This window comes from Brevibacillus sp. AG162 (assembly GCF_006715575.1).
Taxonomy (GTDB): domain Bacteria; phylum Bacillota; class Bacilli; order Brevibacillales; family Brevibacillaceae; genus Brevibacillus; species Brevibacillus brevis.
This window is the reverse complement of record NZ_VFNO01000003.1, coordinates 660,987-685,980: the sequence shown is the minus strand read 5'-3', so window position 1 is coordinate 685,980 and position 24,994 is coordinate 660,987. Positions and strand designations below refer to the sequence as shown.

Sequence of the window (24,994 nt, the reverse complement as noted above, 5' to 3'; positions counted from 1 at the left end):
TTTTATTCTTTTACTGCCCCAGAAGTCAGTCCTGAGATAATCCGCTTCTGGAAAATCAACACCATCACCACGAGCGGGATCGTCACAATGATGGAGGCCGCAGATATTTCCCCCCACGGGATTGTAAACATTCCCTGAAACATGACGATTCCCACAGGCACAGTCTTCATTGCTTCCTGCGTATTCAACGTCAAGGCGAATAAAAATTCATTCCACGCTGCTATAAAAACGAGGATGGCGGTCGTAAAAACCCCAGGCATGGCGAGTGGGAAAAACACTTTGGTCATCGTCTGCCAAATGCTCGCCCCGTCTACTTTGGCCGCTTCGCCCAAATCACTCGGTATTTTGCGAAAAAAGATGGTTAAATTCCAGATGGCAAGCGGCAGTGCGAAAGTTGTATAAGGAATGATCAGGCCTATGTAGCTGTTCGTTAAGCCCATCGATTGCATGAACATAAAAATAGGTGAAATAGTTGCGATCTGCGGAAACATGGACACAGCCAGTACGACACCCAATATAATGGTCTTTCCCCGAAAGGACAGCCAGGCAATCGCATATGCAGCAAAAGAAGCGATCGTAATGGAGTAGAGAGTGGTTAACGTCGCCACGACAGTTGAATTCCACAAGTAACGGGCAAACGGTCTTTCGGTGAAGACACGGACAAAGTTGTCAAACGAAGGGTTTTGGATGATAAAATGAAAGGCTCGCTCTCCAAACAGCTCCGCTGGTGGCTTCAATGCTGCGAGGAGAATCCATAAAAACGGGAACATCACAAGAAAAATGAATAGCAATAGACCGACGTAAAACAAGGGACCCGTATGTTTGCGCATCCAATCACCTCCTTATTTGCCACTGCCATCACTCAGCAGATCAGCTCCCAATATTTTGACATAGCCGATGGAGATCAACGCCACACATAAAAATACAATAACTGCGAGCGCGGAGCCTTCTCCGAAACTCATTTGAGCAAACATCGTTTTGTACGCGTAAATGGAAATGGTCTCGGTAGAGTTCCCAGGTGCCCCACCTGTCAGCGTGTAAATCAAATCAAATACACGGAATGCATCAAGTGTACGGAACAATAACGCCACCAGAATGGTTGATTTCAGCATCGGAAGCGTAATACGAAAAAATTGCTGAGTGCGGGTGGCACCATCGACAGAAGCTGCTTCATACAAGCTTTGCGGGATCGTTTGCAGGCCAGCGAATATGAGCAAGGCCATGAACGGCGTCGTTTTCCACACATCTGCCAAAATGACGGAAAACATGGCCCCAGCCTTTGTCGTCAGAAGCATCCCCATATCTGAGATCAGCCCTGCCTGCTCAAAAAGATAGGCAACGATGCCATTTTGCCCGTCATACAAAAACTTCCACATCATCGCGGAGATAACAGTCGGAATCGCCCACGGTATTAACACGGTTGCTCGAACAAGACTCCTTCCACGAAAAGGTCGATTGATCAACAGTGCAATCAATATGCCGAGCACCAATTCAATGGCAACGGAAATAACGGTAAAAAACGCCGTATTGTACAGAGCCCCCCACATCCGAGCGTCCGTTAAAAACTTGTTGTAGTAGGCAAAGCCAATAAAGTTGGGCTCGATAATCGAAGCTTCAATGCCTTGGATCACGCCAAGAGCACCCTCTGGCTTCGAAAGCTGCTTTTGTTCACTCATTTGCAAAAGGACCGCTCTGACTTCCGCCAAGCTGGTTTTAATTGACTCTGTTTGTTCGTTCGAGAGGCTCACATATTTGAGTTCTGTGGGGACTGGTTTAAAGTCCAGCAATAGCTGATCGATCATTTGGTATCGGCTCGCGACCTCGCCTGTTTGGTTGAGGGAAGTGTTCATTTGCTCGATTTGCGCTTGGAGCGCGTTCAATTTTTCCTTTGATGACCCTTCTGCAGAGTCCGCCTCCCGCTTTACATACCGGAGCAGATTGGGTAACGTGCTGACGTAGCGCTCCATATCTAGTCCGTATGAAGAGTGAATCTCTGATTTCGTCGGGTCGTTCAACCGGATGTCGTGCAGACTGATCCAAAAGGATCGCATGACAGGCCAAATCGCGATAACAAGTATGATGAGCAGTGCAGGAAAAATCAGCAAATACCCCATCTGTTTTTCTGAGAGAGACATTTTGGTTGATCGATTCATCCGTTCACCACCTTCCTTCCCGCTAGAAGCTTGCTTGTGCTTGCCTGATCGTTGTGTATCTTCCAAGGAAGCCGGTTAGACCCCCTTGGAAGCCCCACATGTTGCCGCTTATTTTTTCATCAAATCGTTCATCTGTGTTTCCATGTTTTGCACCGCTTGCTCGGCTGTTTGCTGCCCTGCGAGTGCTTTGGACACCTCGATCTGGATCACTTCCGAAATTTTTGGATAGATCGGAGTCGTTGGACGAGATACAGCAGCGCTTACGCCATCGACGAAATCTTTGTTGGCAAACAACGGACTGGCTTTTTGAACATCGGCATCTTCATAGGCTGGCAGGTAGGTTGGTGCGAGCCCACCTTCTACAGCGGATATTTTCTGACCCTCTGGACCTGTCATGAATTTGAGGAATTCCCATGCTTCTTTCGGGTGCTTCGAGAACTTGTTGATTCCGCCCATCCAACCGCCGAGTGCTGCTGCGGAGCCTGCATCGCCAGCTGGCAGTGGAGCGATCCCGACTTGATCAACGATTTTGGACTGGGTCTGATCCTGCGCCAACGCGAACTGATATGGCCAGTTGCGGATAAAAGGTGCCTGCCCCTCGAGGAATGCGGTGTGTGATTCCGGCTCCATGAATGTGGTGATATTGGTTGGGACGAAATCGGATTTGACGACTTCGATCATTTTTTTCAACCCTTTAATCGTAGCCGGATTGTTGACCGCTACTTTGCCTTGTTCATCCAAAATTTTTCCACCGTACGATGCACTGAACTCGACAAAGTTGCAAACCAATCCTTCATATTGCTTGGCTTGCATCAAGTAGCCGAACTTCGTGCCTCCCTTGCCCTTCGTTGCTTTTGCTTGGGCAATCAGATCATCCCACGTCTTTGGTGCTTCGGCTACGAGATCTTTGCGATAAAACAAGAGACCCGCGTCGATAAACTTGGGCATGGTCCATTGCTGACCGCCAAAGTTCCCGGCATCCATAGCCCCTTTGATATATTTTCCGGTTTCGATCCCGTCCTGTTCCATCAGGCGATCGAGCGGCAGGAGATAACCCGCTTGTGCGAACTCAGCCGGCCAGATAACGTCCAGGTCAAATACATCGATCTCGGAGGATTGCGCACTAAACATTGTCACGTATTGATCATGACTCTGCCCGGAATCGGCAGGCATCTCACGGATTTCTACTTCGATATTCGGATTGGCTTTTTGGAAGGCTTCGACGAGCTTTTTGGTGGAATCCGTCGCGTCTTTCCCACGTGCGTAGACGAGTTTGATTTTTTCGGCTGCGGGTTGTGCTGGCTCTGTCGTGGTAGGTGTCGCTGGCTGTGGGGTCGAATCCGTAGAGGCTTGCTGAGGTGTAGAGGAACATGCTGCCAATGAGAAGGCCATTAATAAGGTAAGTCCAACGGATGTAAGTCTTTTCGCAACTTTCATCTAAGTAACCCCCTATGCTCATGTTAAGAAAACCTAAAAACGGACTGCTTCACCCTTTTGTGCAGATGCGTAGATGGCTTCGATCAATCTGTTGATGTACAAGGCTTGTTCCGGTGTGCAGAGAACCTCTGCCTTCCCTTCGATGGCGTCGATGAAATTACGGAATAAGAGTACGCGTTCTTTTTGAGGCTTTGGCGTTATTTCTGTCGAGGCAGTTACGCCGTTCCACTCGTGGTAAAGCCTGAACTGGTTATCCAATAAACGAAGGGATGCCCCACCCTCTTGTCCATATAGTTGAAGGAAAACGTTTTCCTCCTCGATGTGAGAAGCCCAGCTTGCATCGAGCGTAAGCGACAATCCGTTCTCAAAGGTGATCATCGCCACTGCCATATCTTCCACGTCAAACTTCCCGTTATCATCGATCCTTCCCCACTCTGACAAGCCGCGTTTGTGAGGCCCGAATTGCGCGTACGTTTGCCCGAGGACGGATACAGGCTTTGGATGGTCCAAGAGCCATAAGGTCAAATCGAGCATATGTACGCCGATATCAATCAACGGACCGCCGCCTGCCCATTCTTTTTGCGTAAACCAGCTTCCCCATCCTGGAATCCCATTTCGTCTGACCCATCCGGTCTTGGCGTGATAAATGTTCCCTAGCTTTCCTTCCTTCAGCCATGTTTTGACTTGAAGGGAATCGCTTCGGAATCGGTTGTTTTGTGCTACCATGAGGATTTTGTCTGCTTTCTTCGCAGCTTCGATCATATCTTCTGCTTCCTGGGCATTCATCGCCATCGGCTTTTCGCACAGCAAGTGCTTGCCTGCTGCAAGCGCACTTTTGGTTGCTTCTGCATGCAAGTAGTTCGGGACACAAACAATGATCGCGTCCGTATCAGACTCTTGTAGCATCGTCTCGTATTCGGTGAAAACCTGCGGAATGTCATGCCGCTTCGCCCGATAGGAAGCCATTTCTGCGGAAATATCTGCAATGGCAACTACCTCTGCTCGCGGCTCTTCCTTGATCGCCTCCAAGTGTGCTTCTGTAATCCCCCCTGCACCGATGATTCCGATTTTCCATTTGCGTCGATTCGTCATTTTTTCCCCCTCCTAGACCCACCATAGATTCTGGACTGGTTCTCGCAAGATGACTTGCTGCAAGTTTTGAACAGCGCGCTGAAAGCCTTCCTCAATCGACATGATGGCATCCTCGTGCTCGATGCTCACGACATAATCGTATCCATTCATACGCAGTGCACTCATCATATCTGCCCACGTCTGCTGTGAATGCCCATAGCCTACGGTTCGGAAATACCAAGCACGTTCATGTAAATTGGCGTAGGAATTCATATCCGTCAGCCCGTACATGTTTACCTTTTCCTGGTCGATATACGTGTCTTTGGCATGGAAATGATAGATGGCTTTTTCCTTGCCCAAGATTTTGATCGCAGCTACCGGATCAATCCCTTGCCACCACATGTGACTTGGATCGAAGTTTGCCCCGATTCCCTCGCCTACCTGTTCCCGCAGCTTTAGCAGTGTCCCTGGCGTGTGAACGAGAAAGCCGCCATGCAGCTCCAACGCAACCTTGACATGATGCTCAGTCGCATACGCAGTCCATTCGCGCCAGTACGGGATGAGCTTCTCATTCCATTGCCAGTGGAGCACGTCACGATACTCATTGGGCCAAGGAGCAACAGGCCAGCTCGGGTACTTCGCTCCTTCGTGGTCGCCTGCCGTGCCAGAAAAGCAATTAACCACAGGCACCTCCAGCATCTCGGCTAGCTGTACCGTTTTCACAAACGTATCGTGGGACTGCTGCGCAAAGCTTTTGTCTGGTGTCAACGGGTTGCCGTGACAACTGAGTGCGCTGATTATCAATCCCCGATCCTCTACTGCTTTTTTGTACGCTCGTCTTTTTTCTGGACTTTCCAACAGCTCATCCAAATTGCAGTGCGCATTGCCCGGATAGCAGCCTGTTCCGATTTCCACCGCCTCTAAACCTGCTGCCTTCACATGATCCAGCATTTCTTCGAACGTCTTCTCGCTAAAAAGAACGGTAAATACGCCAAGCTTCATATCTCTTCACCCCTTTTGAATGCGTAAACTCGCTTGCTTCTTCTATATGGTAAGACTTGTTGCCTCACTCCAGTAAAGCGCTTACAGTTTGGCGAATCACGAGTTGGTGTGGGACGGTGCTCATTCTCTCTACGGGTTCATTGCGGATTTGTCTGAGTAACTGCTCTGCTGCGGCTTTTCCGTACATGAACGGGTCATTGTGCACGGTGGTGAGCATGGGGCGGGAAAGTGAAGCGAGCTCCAAATTGTCGAAGCCCATGACGGAGATGTCTTCTGGTACACGAATGCCATGGTCGTACAAGTAATTGAGGACGCCAACCGCCATCAGGTCTGTTGCGACAAAAACCGCTGTCGGACGAATTTTTTCCTCACAAATACGGCGCATGGCTTCGTAACCGCTCTTGGCTGTGAATTCTCCTTCCACAACGAATCCTTCATGGATGGGCAAATCATGTGCCCGCATGGCTTTTCGGTAACCGCCCATGCGATCCAGACCGCACGGCGGGTCCCACAGTGGCCCAGATATACACGCGATTTTTGTATGGCCTTGCGAGATGAGATAGGCGGTAGCATCATAGGAGGCTTGCACATTGTTGACGTTGACAGTCGGAATCTGATAGCCGGGCAAATCGTGGCCGGTAACGACAAGGGGGACCTGAATCTCTTGCAGCGTCTGGATATTGCCCTCCAGGAAATGAATACTCGCGATAATGACACCATCGATTTGTTTTTCTTTGAACAATCGCAAGTACTTCAGCTCTTTGTCCACCACTTCGTCGGATATCGCCAAGAACATGCTGTAGTCGTACTCGCTAATGACGCTGTCGATCCCATAAATGAGATTGGAGTAAAAGTTGTTGGAGATATCGGGAATCATCACCCCGATGATGCGGGTTTCTTTGCTAACCAAGCTCCTGGCAATCGCATTTGGCTGAAAGCCCGTCTCTTGCACGATTTTCAAGACTCTTTCTCGCAGCTCTGGACGGACTGGCTTGGAATTATTCAGCACGCGCGAAACAGTCGCGATGGAAACGTTGGCGAGTTGTGCGATGTCTTTAATGGTTACAGGAATGGTTCTTCACTCACTTTCTATGTAACGGGTAAACGTTTTCCTAATGTGAAAATAACACCCATTTTTCGTTTTGTCAATATTCAGTTAATTATAAACACTGTTGACTTCGCAGGAAAGTTACTAAATAATTTAGTTACTAAATTAATTATACATGCAGGAGGTTTTGACATGTATGTTTTCCTTACAGGCATAACCGGTTATGTCGGGTCCGTAGTAGCCGAGCATTTTCAGTCCCAAGGGTATCAGGTTGCTGGACTTGTTCGATCGGAAGAGAAAGCGGAGCTGTTGCTCTCGAAAGGATTTACCCCTATTTTTGGCGATCTTGCGGATACCACCCTGTTAACAGAAAGTGTTAAAAAATTCGATGGTGTCATTCATATGGCGATCTCGCACACACCTCATATGGAAAAACTAGACGTTGCAGCGGTTCAGGCAATACTGAAAGGTATGGAAGGCACAGGGAAGCCATTTATTTATACGAGCGGAACGCTGATCTATAACGATACGTACGACAATGTCGTGGATGAGGACTCCCCTCCCCATCCCTTGCCTTTTCTCCAGTGGAAAGTGAACCAGGAGCAGGAGGTGTTAGGAGCTGCCGAGCGCAATATTCGTACAATCGTCATACGTCCAACTCTTGTATACGGTCGAGGAGGTGGACTCGTGCAAGCAACGATTCAAAGGACGAAGCTTTCTCAATCTGCCAACTATATCGATGACGGGCAAACGGCATGGTCTACTATCGATGTTGATGACTTGGCGAGACTTTACGAATGCGCTTATTTACGGGCACAGCCAGGCTCATTATTCAATGCAACTTCCAAGGAAATGATCACGACGAAAGAGCTCATGGCTTCGATTGCAAAAATAACTGGGATAGAAAAAGTGGAATCATGGAGCTATGAGGATGCGGCCAAAGCATTAGGACCAGCCGCTTGGGGGGCGAGCATCAACCAGAGGATATCTGGATTGCGCGCGGAACAACAGCTGCAATGGAGCCCCTCTGCGAACTCGATCCGCAAAGAGCTGGAGCAAGGTTCTTATCAAAACAATAAAAAACCATAGTTCATCTTCGCACTATGGTTGTGATTCATCGCTATCCTGATACGTATGCAGGAATCTGATTGATTTCGTTAAGAGGCGTATGAGTGCCTGTGCATCATCCGTACCAAGATGCTCATGCAGCTGCTGAAAACGATTAAACAGCTCTTGCTCCCTCGCTGTAACAAAATCAAAGCCCTCTTTCGTAGGAGCTACGAGAATGGAGCGTCGATCCTTGGGTCCCACGGTACGGGTGATAAACCCAAGCTGTTCGAGTGATTGAATGACATGCGTCACAGCTGCTGACGTTATTTTCAACTGCTTGCCTAGCTCGGAAACTCTGACGCCGTTTGTGCCTGGTGGACTAACGTAGGTCAAGTGAACAAGCAAATTCAATTCGCTCTGACGGAGGTCTTTCGAAGGGCTGAAAACATGTCCGATCCGCTTTAACTGACCAAATACGAGAGCCAGCTCTTTCGTCGTATGATCAATGGTAACATCCGAGTTTGTATGGTCTGTACTCATCCGCTTAGACTCCCATTCTTTGATGGTATCAATCGATTATTTACGAAAGGAAATGAGATTGTCAAGAATGAGAGTCTACTTACCACTCGAAAAGGCACCGTATGCCAAGGTCTGATCCTCGGCATACGGTGTTAATCCTACCTGCTCAATTCTGGGAAGCAGAACTGCATCTTGCTAAACGATCTGCGCAATTCGATCACCTTGGATTGGACAACCTCGGGCTTTTCCTTGCCTGACAACACACTTACAATCAGCTCTGCAATCATGTCCATCTCTTGTTCCTTCATGCCAAAGCGAGTGATTTCTGTCGTCCCGATACGCAGACCGCTTGGAAAGTCCCAATCCTCTGGTCCGTCGCCTGGAATCAAATTTTTGTTCGTGATGATGTTCGCTTCTGCCAATCGCTTGCCTACCTCGTAACCTCCGCCAAACTCTTTTACGTCCAGAATGACTTGGTGTGTACGGGTATAGCCTTTGTGCGCGCAAAGCACCCGAATTCCCCGTTCATCGAATGCTTTTCCCAGTGCTTGTGCATTCGTCACAATTTGTGCCATGTATTCCTTGCCAAACGCCAAAAACTCTGCCGCCGCCGCTGCTAGTGCCGCTACCCGGTTGACTTGATGTGTCGCGGCAAGGGCTGGGAAAATGGCATCTGTAATCGGTACCGACAGTTCCGGGTCATTCCAGACGATGATGCCGCTTTGTGGGCCACTAAACGTTTTTCCAGCAGAGCCGGTCATCAAACATGCCCCTTCACGTAACGGGTCCTGAAATTGACCGCCGCCAATCAACCCCAACTGGTGTGCGCCATCAAAATAAATGCGCCCGCCCCATTCTTTCACGATCTCAGCCATTTCCTTCAGCGGGAATGGAAATAAAGTCATGGACGCACCTAGGGTAACGAGCTTTGGCCTAACTTGCCGTGCGACTTTGGCAAACTCGTCCAGATCAACGGTAAGCTCAACGGGGTCCATTGGCACATCGACAATTTGCAAACCGCGAATGCCAGCAGGCCCGTCCACTCGATTGCTGGAATGCCCCCCAAACGGTTGCGCAATCGTCATAATCGTATCGCCCGGTTGCGTTAACGCCGCGTAGACCGTCATGTTCCCGATCATGCTCGCTACCAAGCGATGGTCAGCAAAATTGGCTTGGAATACTTTTTTCAACAACTCGACACATAACGCTTCGATTTCATCGATATATTTCGTGCCTGCGAACCATCTCTGCGTGCTGCCGATATGTCCTTCCGCAGCGCGAGTACCTACCTCAGAAGCGAGCAGTTGCCGTACGATGGGCGTGGTGGGTGCTTCGGGTGCGAGCAAATTCAAGCATTCTTCGCCTCTCCAAATCGCATTTCGGTTGACAGCATTCACGATCTCTTGCTGAATCAGACGGTGGGACGGACTCTCTTCAATAATGGATCGCGCCCATTGCAGAACACGCGAATCATGTACTTCCCCCTTCATTTCAACCGTACTCATGCCATTACCCCCTATTCATCTTTGGAATGGTCCGTAAGCAATCTGCCAAGGTTGATCCAGTTTTCTTCCATCAAAGAAGAGGCAAGCTGACTGTTGTTGTCTCGAATCGCTTCGATGATTCTGCGGTGCTGTTCTACTGATTCCACCCCTTCTAAGGAACCGAACCGAGCAAATTCCAAACGCCGAATTTTTGGTACAACCCGCTCAAGTGCCAGGTAGATTTCACGATTGCCCGCAGCCTCGAGGATCACCTCGTGAAAGCCGTCATCTGCTTCAATCGCTTTGATCACATCTTGCTGTTCGAGTGCTTCCTGCAGCTTTTCATTCCACTGCTCCAGACTACGGATGCCCTCCGATTCAAATGGCATCGCCAATCGTGCTGCCAACGCGTGCAAGGCCGCAACAACCGGAAAAGCGTGCTTCGCCTCCTTTTCATGTAAGGGTGTTACCCGTGTTAGAGAGCCCGGAACGGATTCAATAAGACCTTCGTCCTCCAATCGTTTGAGCGCTTCTCTCACAGGTGTTCGACTCACGCCAAATAAAGCCGCCAGCTCGTTGTCGTTGACTCGTTGTCCTGGCTTTAGCTCTAGCATGACGATCGCTTTCTTCAAGCCTTGGTATACCTGTTCGCGTAATGAGGGCCGTTCGATTTGTTTGATTAGGTTTGTATCCATAAAACCAATATATTGGTTTTCTTTATTTCTGTCAATTTTAAATATTTAGATAACGATAGATAACGGTTTGGTTGGAATTTGCTTTAGGCTTGAGTGAATACACTTAACTATCTCATTTTCCGCTTGGCTCAGGACTGAATGTAGGAGGGAAAAACGTGGAGACGCTGTTGATCAAAAGCTTTACCGAGCTTGATAATGTGCGGCTAGAGGAAGCTGCCAACGTTTTCATCGATAGCTATCCTGAGATGATGACTCTTTTATCGCGGGATCGAGCTGTTCTCGTTGATTTTATGAAACCTTCATTCGCCACCGAGCTCTATTACGCTGCTCTATGGAACGGGAAAGTCATAGGCATTATGGCATACTCAACGATGGCTCAACGTCCTCTCTGCTTTGATAAAAAGCGCATGCAGAAAGCATTTGGTACCTTCAAGGGGTGGGTGTATTATTGCTTTTTTTCCTGGCACTTCCATTCTCCACTTGCTGTGCACCTTGATGAATGTTTTATTGAATCCGTAGCTACGTCACCCGAATCACGTGGAAAAGGAGTAGCTACTGCACTACTGAACTATTTTTTTGAGCATTTACCATATCGCGACTTCCACCTTGAAGTGGTAGATACGAATACCAACGCGATACGCCTCTATCAAAAGCACGGATTTACGATTGTGAAGTCGAAGAAGCAACGACTTTTTCGGAAACAAGCTGGCTTTAATGAGACATACACGATGAAGAAGATGCTGCTAACCAAATAATGGTCAGCCAAAAAATCTATAATCTGAATGCTCTCTCTATCACTTCACAAAGTTGTCTAGTCTTCTTCCGCATGCGTGATTTTGCAAAACCAATGATTTCGCTTTCCGTAATTTTGCCTTTGTAATAAGTATAAAGCAGTCCCTTCGATATCTAGGCCTGTTTGGCTACATCGTCGATTGAGGTCGCGTGGTAGCCTTTTTTTATGAAGAGCGTCAACGTTGGTTTATGATCGGCACCTGTAATCACAATCACCCTGTGCTCTGGCAAAGAATGCATCCCCATACAAAACAAAAAGCCCTAATCACCATGATCAGGACTTACCTCTACACGTCAGACACAGAACAATCATGCTTCTGACTGAATGCGCTTCGCCTCTGCATACAGCACTTGAATGAACTTTTTCATATTGATCCGAATATCCGAACTCGGCGATGCGGCATTGCTCTTTAACTCCGCCATCTTCTTCCACACATACGTAAAATCAAAAAACTGCGAAGCGTAATTCTCGAACTTCCAATTCGAGAGGTCCGCAAGCCCAAGAGACGCCAAGTGATTCAGCGACTGATAGATCGCTCGGCGGACTCTCTGCTCAGAAGCTTTGACAACCTTGGCGATTTGTGGGTCGTCCACAGTTACTCCGAGCCTGTCCTGTGCTACTGCCACAAAGATCTCTTTCAGGGCAGGAAATCCATTTTTAAACGTATGCGTTTGCTCGTAACCATGCAAGAAGTCCAAAATATCAAGCAAATCGTTGCTTCCATTGTCTCCCGCGATACCCAATTCCGTTAACAGAAACTGCCCCGCCTCGCGAAGTGGTTTGCCCTGTGACGGACGAAGTTGTCCGGAAGGCTGCTGGTCCACTTGCATGACGGCATTCAGCGATTTGTGAATGTCCCGTATCGAACGCTCGAGGCGAATTTTCTCGATCACTTTTTGGAGGATCGTAACGACTTCGATCTTATTTACAGGCTTGATAATGTAGTATTCGCTTCCAAGGGCGTAAGCTTGGGCGATTAAATCTTTCGTTTCTGCCTGAGAAATCATGACGATCTTTCCTGTGAATGTCGGCTTCACTTGGCGAATCGTCTCAATCCCATCCCGGTTGGGCATGAACAAATCGATCAGCAAAATATCTACGTTGCGTGCGGTTAGCGTATGACCGTCTACCAACGAGCCGTCAGATGCTTCCCCAACGACTTCGCCCAGATTCTCGTCTTCTATGATTTCCGTCAACATGAGGCGAACAGCATCATCGTCATCTACTAAATAAAACAGCATCTTCTCACTCTTTCTTCGTTATCGGATCAATTGGTAGTCGCATGAGAAATGTTGTCCCCTTGCCATCTACTCCATCCTGTAAGGAAATTTCCCCTTGCCATTGTTCCACCAATTGTTGTACATAAGACAGTCCGATCCCTGTAGAGGGGTTGCCGGTTTGATCGTATTTCGTAGTAAAGCCAGGCTTGAACAGCAAAGCCTTTCGCCGTGGAGGTACTCCCGGTCCGTCATCGTTGATTCTGATTTCCACAAGATCGCCTATCCGATCAATTTCGATGGAAATGGCTCCTGTTTGCTGGATGGCTTCTACAGCATTTGCCACCAGATTATTGATCAGGGAAAGCATCATGAAAACATGGTAGAGCGGATGTGTCCCCGTAATGGAAGCTGTGATTTGTATGTCCTTCTCCAGCAAAGTTGCATACTTCATATTGCTTCGTTTGATAATGTCCACGAGCTGATGGATGTCCATGTAATCCGTGATGCTTTCATCGGATATCAGCTTGTGAAGTCCTGCAAAAATGCGTTGGTTATCCTTTTTAATCTCGTGAACCTCGCCTGCGACAATCAATGCTTTCTTGGCAAAGCTCTCTACATTTGTAGCCACCTGTTTCTTATGAAGCTCCTGCAAGCCCTGGTATAGCTCGAATGACTTCATACTAATACTCTCGGCATTTTGCAGTGTTTTTTTCAGATGAATCGACTCCTCATACAAGGTGGAAATCAGCATAAGGATGTGTTCGTTCTGTTTTCTTGTCTGTTGCTCTCGCGACTGTGCTTCGTACAGCTTCATCATGTTGAGAAAACTAATCACGATAAAGCTGTGGGAAAGAGCGATGACGAGCATCTCTTGCACTGCTCCCCATGTGAGGACGGTATCCAGCAGGACATGTTGCGAGAGAACCTCAATGAGATCAGCCAATACCTCGATGACCATTCCCATCAAGCCAACCAAAATCGTCCTGTTGTGAAAACGACGCATTCCGGTTAAATAAAACAGAACAGAATAAGCGAAATAAAAGAAAAAGCTAGAATAATGCGCTTGGAGAGAAGCCTCCCATGCTGTATGATTCCCGGCGATGAGGTCAATCACAATCCGAAAGCATACGACTGTAATCCCCGTTAAAAAGCCAGCGAAAACAGATGGAATTCTTTGGAACAGTAATAAAAAGAAGAAAAAGGTAGGAGCTCCAAAGCTAATTCGAAACGTCTCATTGACGGGATAAAATTTCAACTCCCCTGCCAAAGGGACCGTAATAAGCATGAGCGCCAATATATACCAATCTCGTTTTACTTGTGTCTGTGCACGCACACCTTTCACTTCCCATGTTGTTTCTAGATGCCCCTATCTATTTTTACCGAGGATATGCTTGTAGGACAAGTCTCAAAAAAAAAATGGGAAACCCACATGAAACAATCTGTGAGTTTTTGTTTTATTTTGTAGGGTGGTTGTAAAGTGTTCATTATATGTATTTTCGCGAAGCATGGAAGCGCTTTCTCTCCTCTTCGCGTAAGAGCAATGTATTCGATTTTTGGGGGGACAGGCGTTGATTCAACAGGTTTTACTCGTGGATGAATTACAGCAATGGGTGGAACAATATCGTTCCAAGGCATCTGAAGGAAAATGTGCCAGTTATATCCCTGCTTTGTACAGAACAGATCCGAATCAGTTAGGCATTTGTATCATCGAGCCTACAGGAAAAATGCACACGGCGGGTGACTGGGATGTCCCTTTCACAATGCAAAGTATTTCCAAAGTAATCAGTTTTATTGCTGCTTGCTGCTACCATGGTATCCCTTACGTGTTGGATCGGGTAGATGTAGAACCGACTGGAGATGCATTCAATTCCATTATCCGTCTGGAAATGAACAAGCCAGGTAAGCCTTTTAATCCGATGATCAATGCGGGAGCGATTACGACCTCTTCACTTCTCCCTGGTCAAACACCGGATCATAAACTGCGCTACTTGTATGCATTTTTCAGTAAAATTACTGGTGTTACGCCAATGGTGAACGAGGAAGTGTTTCTTTCCGAATGGGAAAACTCTCACAGAAACCGGGCACTCGCCCATTATTTAAAGGATACGGGCTATCTGGCCTGTGAAGTGGAAGAGGCATTGGAGGTTTATCTCACCCAATGCTCGATTGAGGTAACCACCGAACAAATCGCCTTGATCGGTCTCCTTTTGGCACTCGATGGCTACCATCCGATGCGCAACGAACAGGTTCTCCCGAAAGATGTCGTCCGTTTAGCCAAAGCACTGATGCTCACCTGCGGCATGTACGATGCATCGGGCAAATTCGCCGCGAATGTTGGCTTGCCAGCAAAAAGTGGCGTCTCTGGCGGAATCATGACACTGGTTCCTCCTAACCGCAAACCACATTCACCGTTTCAAGATGGCTGTGGAATCGGTATTTTTGGACCTTCCATTGACGGTTGTGGAAACAGTGTAGCGGGCGTTTCTTTGTTAAAACATATGGCTCAGGAATGGGATGTAACGATTTTTTAGAGAATACTAAGGAAAAATTTATAACTAAATTCGAGGTGACACGATGCAACAATTCCTACTGGATGTAACAGCTTCCATAAACGATTTTTTGTGGTCCTATATTATCATTGTCATGCTAATCGCGTTAGGCTTGTTCTTTACTTTCCGTGGTAAATTTTTGCAAGTACGTATGTTGCCGGACATGATCCGTTCCATTAAAGAAGGAAGAGCGAAAGACGATGGAGGCATCTCCCCTTTCCAAGCTTTCGCTATTAGTATGGCCGCGCGTGTCGGTACAGGGAACATTACGGGTATTGCCATTGCGATCGCATTAGGTGGTCCTGGCGCCGTTTTCTGGATGTGGGTCATTGCGATTATCGGTTCGGCATCCAGTTTTGTTGAGAGTACGCTCGCTCAGATTTATAAAATCAAGGATAAGAACGGTTTTCGTGGCGGTCCGGCTTATTACATGGAAAAAGGGCTGAACAAACGTTGGATGGGCGCCTTGTTTGCTATCCTCATCACTCTATCGTTTGGTCTCGTATTTAATGCCGTGCAATCCAACACGATTACGATTGCTTTTGAAAATTCGTTTGGGACAGATCGTTTGATACTTGGTATCATCATGACGATCGCATTTGCAGCTATCATCTTTGGTGGTGTGAAACGCATTGCAAAAATGTCTGAGTACATCGTAATTGTATTAGCTGTATTGTACATCGGAATGGCCCTGTTTATTGTGATGATGAACATTTCCGAGATGCCTGCATTGATCGCGTTGATCGTGAAAAACGCGTTTGGGTTCGAGCAATTCGCTGGTGGTACCCTGGGTGCAGCCCTGATGCACGGCATCAAGCGTGGTTTGTTCTCGAACGAAGCTGGTATGGGTAGTGCGCCAAATGCTGCGGCTACAGCAACGACAAGCCATCCAGTGAAGCAAGGTCTGATTCAAGCATTCGGTGTTCTATTCGATACCCTCGTGATTTGTACAAGCACAGCTTTCATCATTTTGCTGTCCGGCGCCTACACGCAACAAGGATTGAGTGGCATTGAGCTGTCCCAAGCAGCACTGAGCATTCATATCGGTTCTTGGGCTTCTGGCTTCCTTGCCATTATGGTGTTCCTGTTCGCCTTCAGTACATTAATCGGGAACTACTATTACGGCGAGACCAACATCGAGTTTTTAAAGACAAGCAAAGCATGGCTATTGCTGTATCGTTTAAGTGTACTCGCTATGGTGTTGTTCGGATCAGTGGCAAAGGTACAGCTCGTATGGGATTTGGCCGATTTGTTCATGGGCTTCATGGTCATTGTCAACCTGATTGCGATTGCCATGTTATCGAAAATCGCGTATGCTGCGCTACATGATTATTTGGTACAGAAAAAAGCAGGAAAAGATCCTGTGTTCTACAAGGACAGTATTGAAGGTCTCGATAATATTGAAGCCTGGGATGCTACTCCTTCCTCCAACAAATAGCTCAACGAATAAAAACGAGAAGCCTGTGTGGTAGCGGCTTCTCGTTTTTTATTTACAAGCGCGGATCGATCTCTTTTTCCTTCGCCACTTCAAAGAGCATCGTTGCGACTACTTTTTGATACTCCGTATTTTCTGGAGAAATGTCATCAAATTTGAAACCAAGCATCCGCTCACCCAGCCTGTGCTCCTGCATCGAAGTCTTGAGCTTTTGCACAATATTTTTCTGCTTGAAAAGCTTGCGGTACTTGTGTGGGAAACGGTAATCGTAGCCATAAATAATCGACAAGTACTCCGGATTGCGTACCTTCATGGCAGACACGACCTTCTGATCGATGAACTCTGGCTTGATCACGATGCCTTCCATTTTGTTTTCCAGTGTGATCGTGGAAAAGTAACGAGCCGCTTGTTCATACGCATTCGGCTCAGACAAATCGATGGCAAGAAAATGATCGTCATTTACGAAGCGATACATCTCGGATGTTTTCCAATCGGGCAATTGCTCGTCCCCATTCAAATAGACGGCTTTTAGAATAGTAAAAGGCTTGTAGGCAAGCTCCCCTTCTCCTGCATAGAGCTCAAGCTGTTTTTGGTAAATGTGATAGGCCTCCACATGCTTGTCGACAGAAACGTAACTCTCTTTGATTTCTCGCAAGTACTTATAGTTTTGATACAAGCTCGAGCCGAATTTTTCCGTGAGGGCACTCTTTGGTAGGTGGAACTGGTCTTTTTCGAAGCCGCTCTCGTCATAGTTGCGAATGAGCTGGTGAAGCGCCTCTTCAAAACCATTTTCCTGCAAAAATGCAAATTCACTCCGCAACGCGGATTCAATTGGTTTGAACTGCTTTTCGATCAAGCCCTTCCCTATTGCACTCCACGGCAACAATTCGCCATCCAAGATGAGCATCGCGATTTCATTCTGCTCCATGTATTCGCGAAACCTTGCATATAGCTTGTCATAAATCGATGTCAAATCAACCTGATTGATGGCATAGCCATTTCTGCTGATCGCAAAGCATTTGTCGCGATCATGATGGAGATAGAGATTGCACCTCGAACCCATATATTTCGGCTGCAACACGACTTGATGAATGCCTCGATTCGCGAAATAGTCCAGCCCCGCATTCAACGACTCCAATTCCTGAGTCGCCTCATCCTTATCCGCCGGAGGCATCGTTCCGGAGATAAAATTGACCTTATTTTGCGAGCAGTAACGGAGTCGACGGAGTTCTTCCTCTTCCAAATCTCCCATGGATACTTGTTTTTCTGCATGGAACAAGATCGGCAGCTCCTCTGTCATTACCCGATGCTCAGACTGAAACGACTTGAAAAACGGCTTGTGTGAGATCACGACAGAGGTCAAAGCATTTCCGTGCACACAGCCGGTATCGAGATGGAGCTTGTTCTTTAAGCGAAACGTTTTTTGTGCCGCGATATGTCCAAAAATATGGTATGGATGGTTACTGACCGCTTCAACCGTCAAAAATGCAAGTTGCTCTTCCAATGAAGCTGTTCGGTCTATCCGAAAATTGCGTTGGCGCCGCATCGAATTCGCATCAAGCTTCCCAATATACTTCTTTTTGCAGGGAGCGTGTGTTACATAATAGGACGGGCCAGTAAGTGCGTTAGATCGATAAAACGGCTGAGCCAGCGCATACAGGTGATTGAACATCTCTGTTAATTCAGCGTCTTTTTCCAGGACGTGTGTGGAATCAAAATAAGTATCCAGTAGCTGCGGGTCTACTCCTTTTAGTTCCTTGCGCAAGTACTTGTAGACAAAATTTTCGTGATTCCCTCGAACAAACAAGAAATGCTGTTGATTCTCGTATAGAAACTCGATGATCTCCCTGGTTTGCGCTCCTTTGTCGATCCAGTCCCCTGCTACGATGATTTTGGTATGCTGCACCTTGTCAGTCGAGATGAGACGATTTTCCTCAAGCTTGAATCCGTAGTTTTGCAGGAGACCTTTTAATTCGCGGACGCATTCGTGAATGTCTCCGATAACGATGTATGTTTGATCTTTGGGAAGGATCGTAGCCAGATAGGCTTCCTTATTTTCGATAACGACCTCATAACGAGGATTTGCCGCCCCATCTGCTAGTGAGTAAAAATCTTTGTGCCGTATCCGGTGAATGTTGTGGTACCCTTCCTTGGATAACGCCCGGAGCACTTCTTGCTTCAAACGGAGAATATGGTTCGTAATCAGTTTTTTTGACCGCTCGGATGCGTAGTAATCTTCCCGATTGCGATAATCAAAGAGGATCACTTCCAGGCGGTAATTGTTCTCTGCTGCAATTTCGCGGACCTTCGAGCGGAAGTCTTCTGCTAGCCCTGTAGTATCGACGACCACGAATTCGGCGTTGATCGGAAACGAAGTCACCAAGCGCAGCTTTTCAAACAGGAGCTGAAATGCCTGTTCGCTGGCTTCCAGCATCACCTGATCGTACTTGTCGTAATCATGGCCCAGCAGTTCCTGGCGAATGCTGTCCGAGGAAATGTATTGGACATTTGCTTTTACGTTTTTTTGTTCATCTTCAAAAGATAGCCTCGGCATGAGTACTTCCTTGGCAAAAGTCGTTTTCCCACATTCGGTGGGACCGACGAGCATAAAAATCGTGTGAACCTGTGTCTGAATCAGCATCGTTACGCCCCCTTTCTCTGGAGAATGACGCCTTGTGTGGTGTGGATGTCGTTCACGCCGTCACCAATGGACACAAACTGCCCCTGTACCCCGGCTTCTTCCATGATCTCGGTCATCCATGCCTGGAACTCTTCTTGTCCCATTTCCCATTTATGATCGTCGTGGCGATAGCCATCCAGCTCATAGAACTGATTAAAATCCGAGTTCGGTGTCGTAATGATCAAATGATCAAAATCCAATCGGCTGCAGATTTGCTTGATGAGGGCTCTCGCTTCCTCTTTGCTCATATGCTCAATGACCTCAGTCAAAATGACATCGACCTGCTCGCCGTTGTAATCCTGTAAAAACTGATCAAGCGAGCGGAACAAAATCAGATTCGAGATTTCTTTTTCCTCGGCCCTGCGTCTGACTAATCCCAATGATTGTTCATCGATATCAATGGCATAGTAATACTGCGGCAGCCTGGTAGCAAACGGGATCGCATAAAAGCCTTCCCCACATCCGATATCTACAATCGATTTAGTAAAAGGAAGCTTACTCGCGATGTAATTCCTTCTCTGCAAACCGGTGCTGCCATATTCCAAATGAATGGGGTAGCGATTCGTCTTCTCGATCTCGGTCTTGTACTTGCGATAGCGCTCTCTGGTTGTCAGGAAGTTGCGTGCAAACAGGCTTCGTATGTAAAAAGGTGCGTCGATGACATGGATGCTTTTGATGTATTTATCCAGGATGTTATCGGAAATATCCATGTACTCTTTTCCAAACATACTCAAGAAAAGGCAGAGTACGCTCACGACGTGGAGAAGCTGATGCAGACTTGTTCTGGTTGTGATGGTCAAAGCGTAGCTTTTATCGGCGTGGTGTTTGAGTTCAAAGGTGAAGTCCTTGAGGTGCTTCTCCAAAAATGTCAGATAAAGCAGCCGTTCGATGTGAATCATGTTGATGAAAAAAACATGCTCATACCCTTCTGCATCCCGCTCATCGTGTTGCTTCATCGGAGCGGAAAAAAATTCACTGATCGCATTTAACGGAAACAAGGGTGTATTGTACCGGGAAACATTCAAATATTCAAAATGCTCCTGTTCGGACTGTTTGTAGGAAACCTCATTATCTGCATCTTTAAAGTAAACGTTATATGTATCCGTTTTGGAAAACCACCCGTACGCGATGCCTTTTCGAATAGATCGTAAACTCAGTCCGGAATTCGGGTTTTTCTTGATCATGTACGAAAAATCCGGGTTCTCTGATCGTAGCTGAACAATGGCCATACGTTTTCTCACCTCTGGAAAAGAAGAATGAATACCTACTGACAATATTCGCCTTTCCATCTCATGCTGAACAGGGTAAAAGTATTACGACCTTTCCATTAACAGAAGTATTTGATTCAACATGCTGTTCTTGGTATAGTGAAATCCGCGATAACAAACCAGCGGGAGGTGCGTCAGATGCCTTATTACAAGCCGATTGAGATCGCTCGCGAGCTACATATTAGCACGAGTGCTTTGCGCCATTATGAATCATGGGGAGTCGTTCCTGCTCCTGATCGTGCAGCCAATGGTTATCGACTTTATACAGAAATCCATCTTGCCTATTTTCGTTGCCTGCGCGCCATGTTTCCCGGCTTTGGGGTCGCTGTCACCTGTGAAGTCCTTCGATCGATTCAAAAAGCGGATATGAATACTGCCTTTTGGTTGGTGAATAAAGAACAGGCCAACCTCCAACAGGAGAAGGTAGCAGCAGACCAAACACTCGAACTATTGGAAAATCTCGATCTCCCTTTGCCTCCAAACAAAAAATGGAGAAGCCGCATGACGATTGGTGAGGTCGCTGCTTACACAGGGGTCACAACTTCTGCCATTCGCCACTGGGAAAAAGAAGGCTTGCTGGTACTGCCACGAGATCCTGAGAATGGCTACCGCCAGTTCAATCCAGTGGATATACGAAAAATTTTGCTTATCCGTACCTTACGCAATACGGTGTATTTTTTAGCGAACATGAAAGAAATTGTACAAGCAGTAGAAAATCAAAGTATTGTGCAGGCCAAAAAAGTGACGGCAGATGCCATCAGAAGCATTCACGATCGGAATCGTCATCAAATGTACGGAGTTAGGCGGTTGGTTGAATTGTGTGAGGTACTGAAGCTGGTTTGACAGCGAGCATCTAGCCATAAAAAAAGGACGAGCTATGATCGCTCATCCTCTGTTGCATCTTTTATTTCTTTTCTACGGCATGTCCGCCAAACTCATTGCGCAAGGCTGCGACCACTTTTCCGTGGAACGTATCCTCGTCCAACGAACGGTAACGCATCAGCAAGGACATCGCAATCACGGGTGTGGCTGCCTGTAGATCCAGCGCTGTTTCCAGCGTCCATTTTCCTTCTCCGGAAGAATGCATGACCCCACGGATTTCATCGAGCTTGGCGTCTTTTCGAAAAGCTCGCTCTGTCAAGTCCATCAGCCAGCCTCGAATGACGGAACCATTTGCCCACACGCGTGCGACTTCAGCAAAATCGTAGTTATACTGGCTTTTCGCAAGTACCTCAAAGCCTTCCCCGATCGCCTGCATCATGCCGTACTCGATCCCGTTATGAATCATTTTCAAGAAGTGGCCGCTGCCCGCTTCCCCAGCGTACAAATACCCGTTTTCAACGTTAATGTCGCGAATCATCGGCTCGATATGAGTGAATGCTTCCCGATCGCCACCAATCATCATACATGCTCCGTGGCGCGCTCCCTCCATGCCTCCGCTCGTTCCTGCATCCATGAAGTGAATGCCCTTCTCCTTTAAGCGAGCATAGCGATCTAACGATTGCTTGTAATGAGAGTTGCCACCGTCAATGACGATATCTCCTGCAGCAAGCAAGGCAGAGAGTTGATCAACCAATTGATCCACAATCTCTCCTGCCGGTACCATCAGCCATACTACGCGAGGGGTCGGCAGCTTCGCCACAGCGTCCTCCACCGAAAATGCTGGAATCGCGCCTTCATGACTCAGCTCTTCTGCACGCGTAGAATCTACATCATAGGCTACGACTTCATGCTGATGCGAGAGCAAATTAAGCGTCAGATTGTACCCCATTTTTCCTAATCCGAGGATCGCAAGTTTCATATCGTGAACGTCACTCCTTTTTGGATCATATCCGTTACCACGTATTATAAGACAAAAATTTTCATCTTTCATCAAAAATGAAGAAAATTTTTTCGAACCTATGAAAAGGAGTTTGATTTTCCTTATACTATCAGTACAGATTCACAATGGAACGTTAGGAGGTACTTATTGATGAACGCTTCCAGCCCACATGCTCCTCGGGTGCTCACACAATTACGCGCCATCTACACGCAACTAAGCGGGAAAGAACAACAGATCGCCGACTATATTTTGGAGCATGCCAGTGAAATTATTCACTTCTCTATCACGGAGCTAGCCGACCAATGCCAGTGTGCGGATGCTACTGTTTTTCGTCTGTGCCGCAGGCTTGGATTTCGCGGCTACCAAGCATTCAAGATCGCGTTGGCGAGTGAAGTCACGAATCCTAAGCAAACGATTCACCAAGAAATCAATCTCGACGACGATGACGTCAGTGCGATTGCTGAAAAAATTTTCACAGCGAATATCGAGACGATTCGGGATACGCAGCAGATTATCAATAAAGATGAGTTAATGAAAATCGTCTCCTGTTTGGAAAACGCAAGCCGGATCGAGTTTTATGGCTCGGGAGGCTCAGCCGTCATCGCACAGGATGCGTACCACAAATTTATGCGCACTGGCATCCCTTGTCTCTATCATTCTGATGCTCACTATCAAGTAATGTCCGCCTCTCTGCTTGCCGAAGGTGCTGTCGTCGTAGGCATCTCCCACTCTGGCTCCAATAAAGATATTTTGGCAGCCCTGCAGGTTGCCAAGGAAGCCGGAGCAAAAACAATCGGCATCACGAGCTATGGGAAATCTCCAATCGTGCGTCTCGCAGACATGTGCTTGTACACGACTTCACGCGAAACGGTATTTCGCACAGAAGCTCTGTCGTCCAGGCTTGCTCAGCTCAGCTTAATTGATCTGCTCTATGTAGCCGTATCCTTACGTCGGCAGGATGATACGATTGCCAATATCCAGCACATTCGCGAAGCCATCTCACTCAAACGCCTGTAAATCAGGCGTTTTTTCTTTTGCTCGCCTCCTCTTGCAACTTGCAGGAGAAAAATGCAAATCATACAAGCATCGCGAGAAGTGTTCAATAATGAAATAATTTTTTTCTTAATGCTTAACAAATGAAAAAAATTTCGATATAATCGCGTTATCTCCATGACAACACGTTGAAAGCGTATTCAATTAGGGGTGACATCTATGACGCAAACCTACTTTATTGGACTTGATATCGGAACAACCAGTACCAAAGCCATTGTTTTTACTCCTTCCGGCGCCATCCGCGGTACGGGTAATATCGATTATCAGCTACTCGTTCCCCAGCCGTCTTGGGCTGAACAAGAGCCGGAGACGATTTTTGCTGCTGTCATCCAGGCTTTGAAACAAGCACTGGAACATGCAGGCATTGCCAAAAGCGAAATCGGTGGTATTGGCTTCTCTACTGCCATGCACAGTCTGATCGCTGTCGATCCGAGTGGCAATCCCCTGACGAACAGCATCATTTGGGCTGACAATCGAAGCGTGGCACAAGCAGATCGACTGAAAGCAGACGGTGTCGGTCATCAGATTTACTTAGCGACGGGCACGCCCATCCATCCCATGTCTCCACTGCCCAAAATCATGTGGCTCCGGGAGAACTTGCCAGATACGTTTCGCCGGGCAGCCAAGTTTATTTCGATCAAGGAGTATGTGATTTATCGGCTTTTTGGTGAGTATATCGTCGATTACTCTATCGCTTCTGCTACAGGGCTGTTCAATCTGAGAAAGCTTGACTGGGATGAGGAGGCGCTGCGAGTCGCAGGCATTTCCAAACAACATCTCAGTGAACCTGTACCGACTACTCATATCCTGCGAGGAATGAAGATTCGTTATGCGGAAGAGATCGGGATCGATCCAGATACGCCCTTTGTTGTCGGTGCCAGCGATGGCGTTTTGGCAAACCTCGGCATAGGAGCTATTGATCACGGACAAGTTGCCATCACCATTGGCACGAGTGGCGCTGTTCGAACAGTCGTGCCAGAGCCGATCACCGATCCAAAAGGACGAACTTTCTGCTACGTGCTGACGGAAAACCATTGGGTCATTGGCGGACCATCGAACAACGGTGGGATCATGCTTCGCTGGTTCCGTGACGAATTCAGCTGGCCCGAAGTGGAAAAAGCCAAACAACTCGGCGTTGATCCCTATGAAGTCATGATCCAAGCTGCTGAGCATGTTCGAGCTGGTGCAGACGGGTTGCTCTTTCTCCCCTTCTTGTCCGGCGAACGAGCTCCGTACTGGAACGCGCAAGCAAGAGGCTCCTTCTTCGGTATCGGCCTCCATCACAAACGCGAGCATTTTATCCGAGCTGTTCTCGAAGGAATTTTATTTAGCGTTTACAGCATCGGTATCGCCCTGCGCGATCTGGCAGGTGGAGCCAAGGAAATCCGTGCATCAGGTGGATTTGCCCGCTCGCGGGAATGGCGCCAGATAATGTCCGACATGTTCGGCTATGAGGTTCTGATTCCTGAGAGTCATGAAAGCTCGAGCTTTGGTGCCGCTCTCTTGGCGATGCATGCATTGGGGGCAATGGATCATTTGCAAGATGTGAAAAAGATGATTCATATTTCCCATCGCCATGAGCCTGATTTGGAACGATCCAGTGTCTATTTGGAGCTTTTCTATATATACGAGCGTGTTTATTACAACCTGCTGGAAGAGTACAAGCTGATAGCCGAATTCCAAAAGAGGTTGAACAACTAGAGACAACAACTAGG

Annotated in this window: 22 protein-coding genes; 7 read left to right on the top strand and 15 right to left on the bottom strand. The window is 47.4% G+C overall.

The annotated features are described in order from the left end of the window. Nucleotides 1–2 precede the first annotated feature (2 nt). From FB479_RS13210 to FB479_RS13185, 6 genes are all read right to left on the bottom strand, one after another. A complete protein-coding gene (locus tag FB479_RS13210; RefSeq protein ID WP_106655188.1) occupies nucleotides 3–830 on the bottom strand; it encodes a carbohydrate ABC transporter permease in 828 nt (275 codons plus the stop codon). Nucleotides 831–842: 12 nt separating this feature from the next. Next, entirely contained in the window at nucleotides 843–2,153 is a 1,311-nt protein-coding gene (locus FB479_RS13205; RefSeq protein ID WP_142065695.1) for a carbohydrate ABC transporter permease, read from the bottom strand. A 108-nt stretch (nucleotides 2,154–2,261) separates the two neighbouring features. Then, nucleotides 2,262–3,590, bottom strand: a complete 1,329-nt coding sequence (locus FB479_RS13200; protein ID WP_106655187.1) for an ABC transporter substrate-binding protein — start codon at nucleotides 3,588–3,590, stop codon at nucleotides 2,262–2,264. A 33-nt stretch (nucleotides 3,591–3,623) separates the two neighbouring features. Next, on the bottom strand, nucleotides 3,624–4,682 hold the full coding sequence (locus FB479_RS13195; protein WP_142065549.1) for a Gfo/Idh/MocA family protein: 1,059 nt from the start codon (nucleotides 4,680–4,682) through the stop codon (nucleotides 3,624–3,626). 12 nt (nucleotides 4,683–4,694) lie between these two features. Further along, the gene (locus tag FB479_RS13190; protein WP_106655185.1) at nucleotides 4,695–5,663 is read right to left on the bottom strand and encodes a sugar phosphate isomerase/epimerase family protein; all 969 of its coding nucleotides are present in this window, start codon (nucleotides 5,661–5,663) and stop codon (nucleotides 4,695–4,697) included. A 64-nt stretch (nucleotides 5,664–5,727) separates the two neighbouring features. Beyond that, nucleotides 5,728–6,714, bottom strand: coding sequence for a substrate-binding domain-containing protein (locus FB479_RS13185; RefSeq protein WP_106655184.1), 987 nt, complete (start codon nucleotides 6,712–6,714; stop codon nucleotides 5,728–5,730). 189 nt (nucleotides 6,715–6,903) lie between these two features. On the opposite strand from FB479_RS13185, the gene FB479_RS13180 reads away from it, so the two are divergent. Further along, the gene (locus FB479_RS13180; protein ID WP_142065547.1) at nucleotides 6,904–7,800 is read left to right on the top strand and encodes an NAD-dependent epimerase/dehydratase family protein; all 897 of its coding nucleotides are present in this window, start codon (nucleotides 6,904–6,906) and stop codon (nucleotides 7,798–7,800) included. A gap of 12 nt (nucleotides 7,801–7,812) precedes the next feature. Here FB479_RS13180 and FB479_RS13175 read toward each other — a convergent pair whose 3' ends face one another. The 3 genes from FB479_RS13175 to FB479_RS13165 all read right to left on the bottom strand — a co-directional run bounded on the left by FB479_RS13175 (nucleotide 7,813) and on the right by FB479_RS13165 (nucleotide 10,459). Continuing rightward, entirely contained in the window at nucleotides 7,813–8,301 is a 489-nt protein-coding gene (locus tag FB479_RS13175; RefSeq protein ID WP_142065546.1) for a MarR family winged helix-turn-helix transcriptional regulator, read from the bottom strand. Between the two features lie 137 nt (nucleotides 8,302–8,438). Further along, entirely contained in the window at nucleotides 8,439–9,785 is a 1,347-nt protein-coding gene (locus FB479_RS13170; protein WP_142065544.1) for a serine hydroxymethyltransferase, read from the bottom strand. A gap of 11 nt (nucleotides 9,786–9,796) precedes the next feature. Beyond that, entirely contained in the window at nucleotides 9,797–10,459 is a 663-nt protein-coding gene (locus tag FB479_RS13165; protein WP_106655180.1) for a GntR family transcriptional regulator, read from the bottom strand. 155 nt (nucleotides 10,460–10,614) lie between these two features. Here FB479_RS13165 and FB479_RS13160 point away from each other — a divergent pair, with 155 nt between their 5' ends. Next, nucleotides 10,615–11,214, top strand: coding sequence for a GNAT family N-acetyltransferase (locus tag FB479_RS13160; RefSeq protein WP_106655179.1), 600 nt, complete (start codon nucleotides 10,615–10,617; stop codon nucleotides 11,212–11,214). A gap of 151 nt (nucleotides 11,215–11,365) precedes the next feature. Here the strand turns inward: FB479_RS13160 and FB479_RS30935 are convergent, their stop codons facing one another. The 3 genes from FB479_RS30935 to FB479_RS13145 all read right to left on the bottom strand — a co-directional run bounded on the left by FB479_RS30935 (nucleotide 11,366) and on the right by FB479_RS13145 (nucleotide 13,757). Beyond that, the gene (locus FB479_RS30935) at nucleotides 11,366–11,482 is read right to left on the bottom strand and encodes a TetR family transcriptional regulator (protein ID WP_255438378.1); all 117 of its coding nucleotides are present in this window, start codon (nucleotides 11,480–11,482) and stop codon (nucleotides 11,366–11,368) included. A gap of 78 nt (nucleotides 11,483–11,560) precedes the next feature. Next, nucleotides 11,561–12,493 carry a response regulator gene (locus tag FB479_RS13150; protein WP_142065542.1) on the bottom strand — a complete coding sequence of 311 codons (933 nt, stop codon included), beginning with the start codon at nucleotides 12,491–12,493 and terminating at the stop codon, nucleotides 11,561–11,563. 4 nt (nucleotides 12,494–12,497) lie between these two features. Continuing rightward, on the bottom strand, nucleotides 12,498–13,757 hold the full coding sequence (locus tag FB479_RS13145) for an ATP-binding protein (protein WP_142065694.1): 1,260 nt from the start codon (nucleotides 13,755–13,757) through the stop codon (nucleotides 12,498–12,500). Between the two features lie 268 nt (nucleotides 13,758–14,025). On the opposite strand from FB479_RS13145, the gene FB479_RS13140 reads away from it, so the two are divergent. Both FB479_RS13140 and FB479_RS13135 read left to right on the top strand, forming a co-directional pair. Further along, nucleotides 14,026–15,003 (top strand): glutaminase, encoded by a 978-nt coding sequence (locus tag FB479_RS13140; protein WP_106655176.1) that lies wholly within the window; start codon nucleotides 14,026–14,028, stop codon nucleotides 15,001–15,003. A 43-nt stretch (nucleotides 15,004–15,046) separates the two neighbouring features. Continuing rightward, nucleotides 15,047–16,459 carry an alanine/glycine:cation symporter family protein gene (locus tag FB479_RS13135; protein WP_106655175.1) on the top strand — a complete coding sequence of 471 codons (1,413 nt, stop codon included), beginning with the start codon at nucleotides 15,047–15,049 and terminating at the stop codon, nucleotides 16,457–16,459. A 52-nt stretch (nucleotides 16,460–16,511) separates the two neighbouring features. Here the strand turns inward: FB479_RS13135 and FB479_RS13130 are convergent, their stop codons facing one another. Together FB479_RS13130 and FB479_RS13125 are read right to left on the bottom strand one after the other, a co-directional pair. Beyond that, the gene (locus FB479_RS13130; RefSeq protein WP_142065540.1) at nucleotides 16,512–19,097 is read right to left on the bottom strand and encodes a metallophosphoesterase; all 2,586 of its coding nucleotides are present in this window, start codon (nucleotides 19,095–19,097) and stop codon (nucleotides 16,512–16,514) included. A gap of 2 nt (nucleotides 19,098–19,099) precedes the next feature. Next, entirely contained in the window at nucleotides 19,100–20,365 is a 1,266-nt protein-coding gene (locus tag FB479_RS13125) for a class I SAM-dependent methyltransferase (protein ID WP_142065538.1), read from the bottom strand. A gap of 177 nt (nucleotides 20,366–20,542) precedes the next feature. On the opposite strand from FB479_RS13125, the gene FB479_RS13120 reads away from it, so the two are divergent. Then, a complete protein-coding gene (locus FB479_RS13120; RefSeq protein WP_106655172.1) occupies nucleotides 20,543–21,247 on the top strand; it encodes a MerR family transcriptional regulator in 705 nt (234 codons plus the stop codon). Nucleotides 21,248–21,308: 61 nt separating this feature from the next. On the opposite strand, the gene gnd is transcribed toward FB479_RS13120, so the two are convergent. Beyond that, the gene (gnd, locus tag FB479_RS13115; RefSeq protein ID WP_106655171.1) at nucleotides 21,309–22,205 is read right to left on the bottom strand and encodes a phosphogluconate dehydrogenase (NAD(+)-dependent, decarboxylating); all 897 of its coding nucleotides are present in this window, start codon (nucleotides 22,203–22,205) and stop codon (nucleotides 21,309–21,311) included. Between the two features lie 171 nt (nucleotides 22,206–22,376). On the opposite strand from gnd, the gene FB479_RS13110 reads away from it, so the two are divergent. Then, nucleotides 22,377–23,243: a MurR/RpiR family transcriptional regulator gene (locus tag FB479_RS13110; RefSeq protein WP_142065536.1), complete on the top strand. Its 867-nt coding sequence runs from the start codon at nucleotides 22,377–22,379 to the stop codon at nucleotides 23,241–23,243. A 195-nt stretch (nucleotides 23,244–23,438) separates the two neighbouring features. After that, entirely contained in the window at nucleotides 23,439–24,980 is a 1,542-nt protein-coding gene (gene gntK / locus FB479_RS13105) for a gluconokinase (RefSeq protein ID WP_106655169.1), read from the top strand. Nucleotides 24,981–24,994 lie beyond the last annotated feature (14 nt).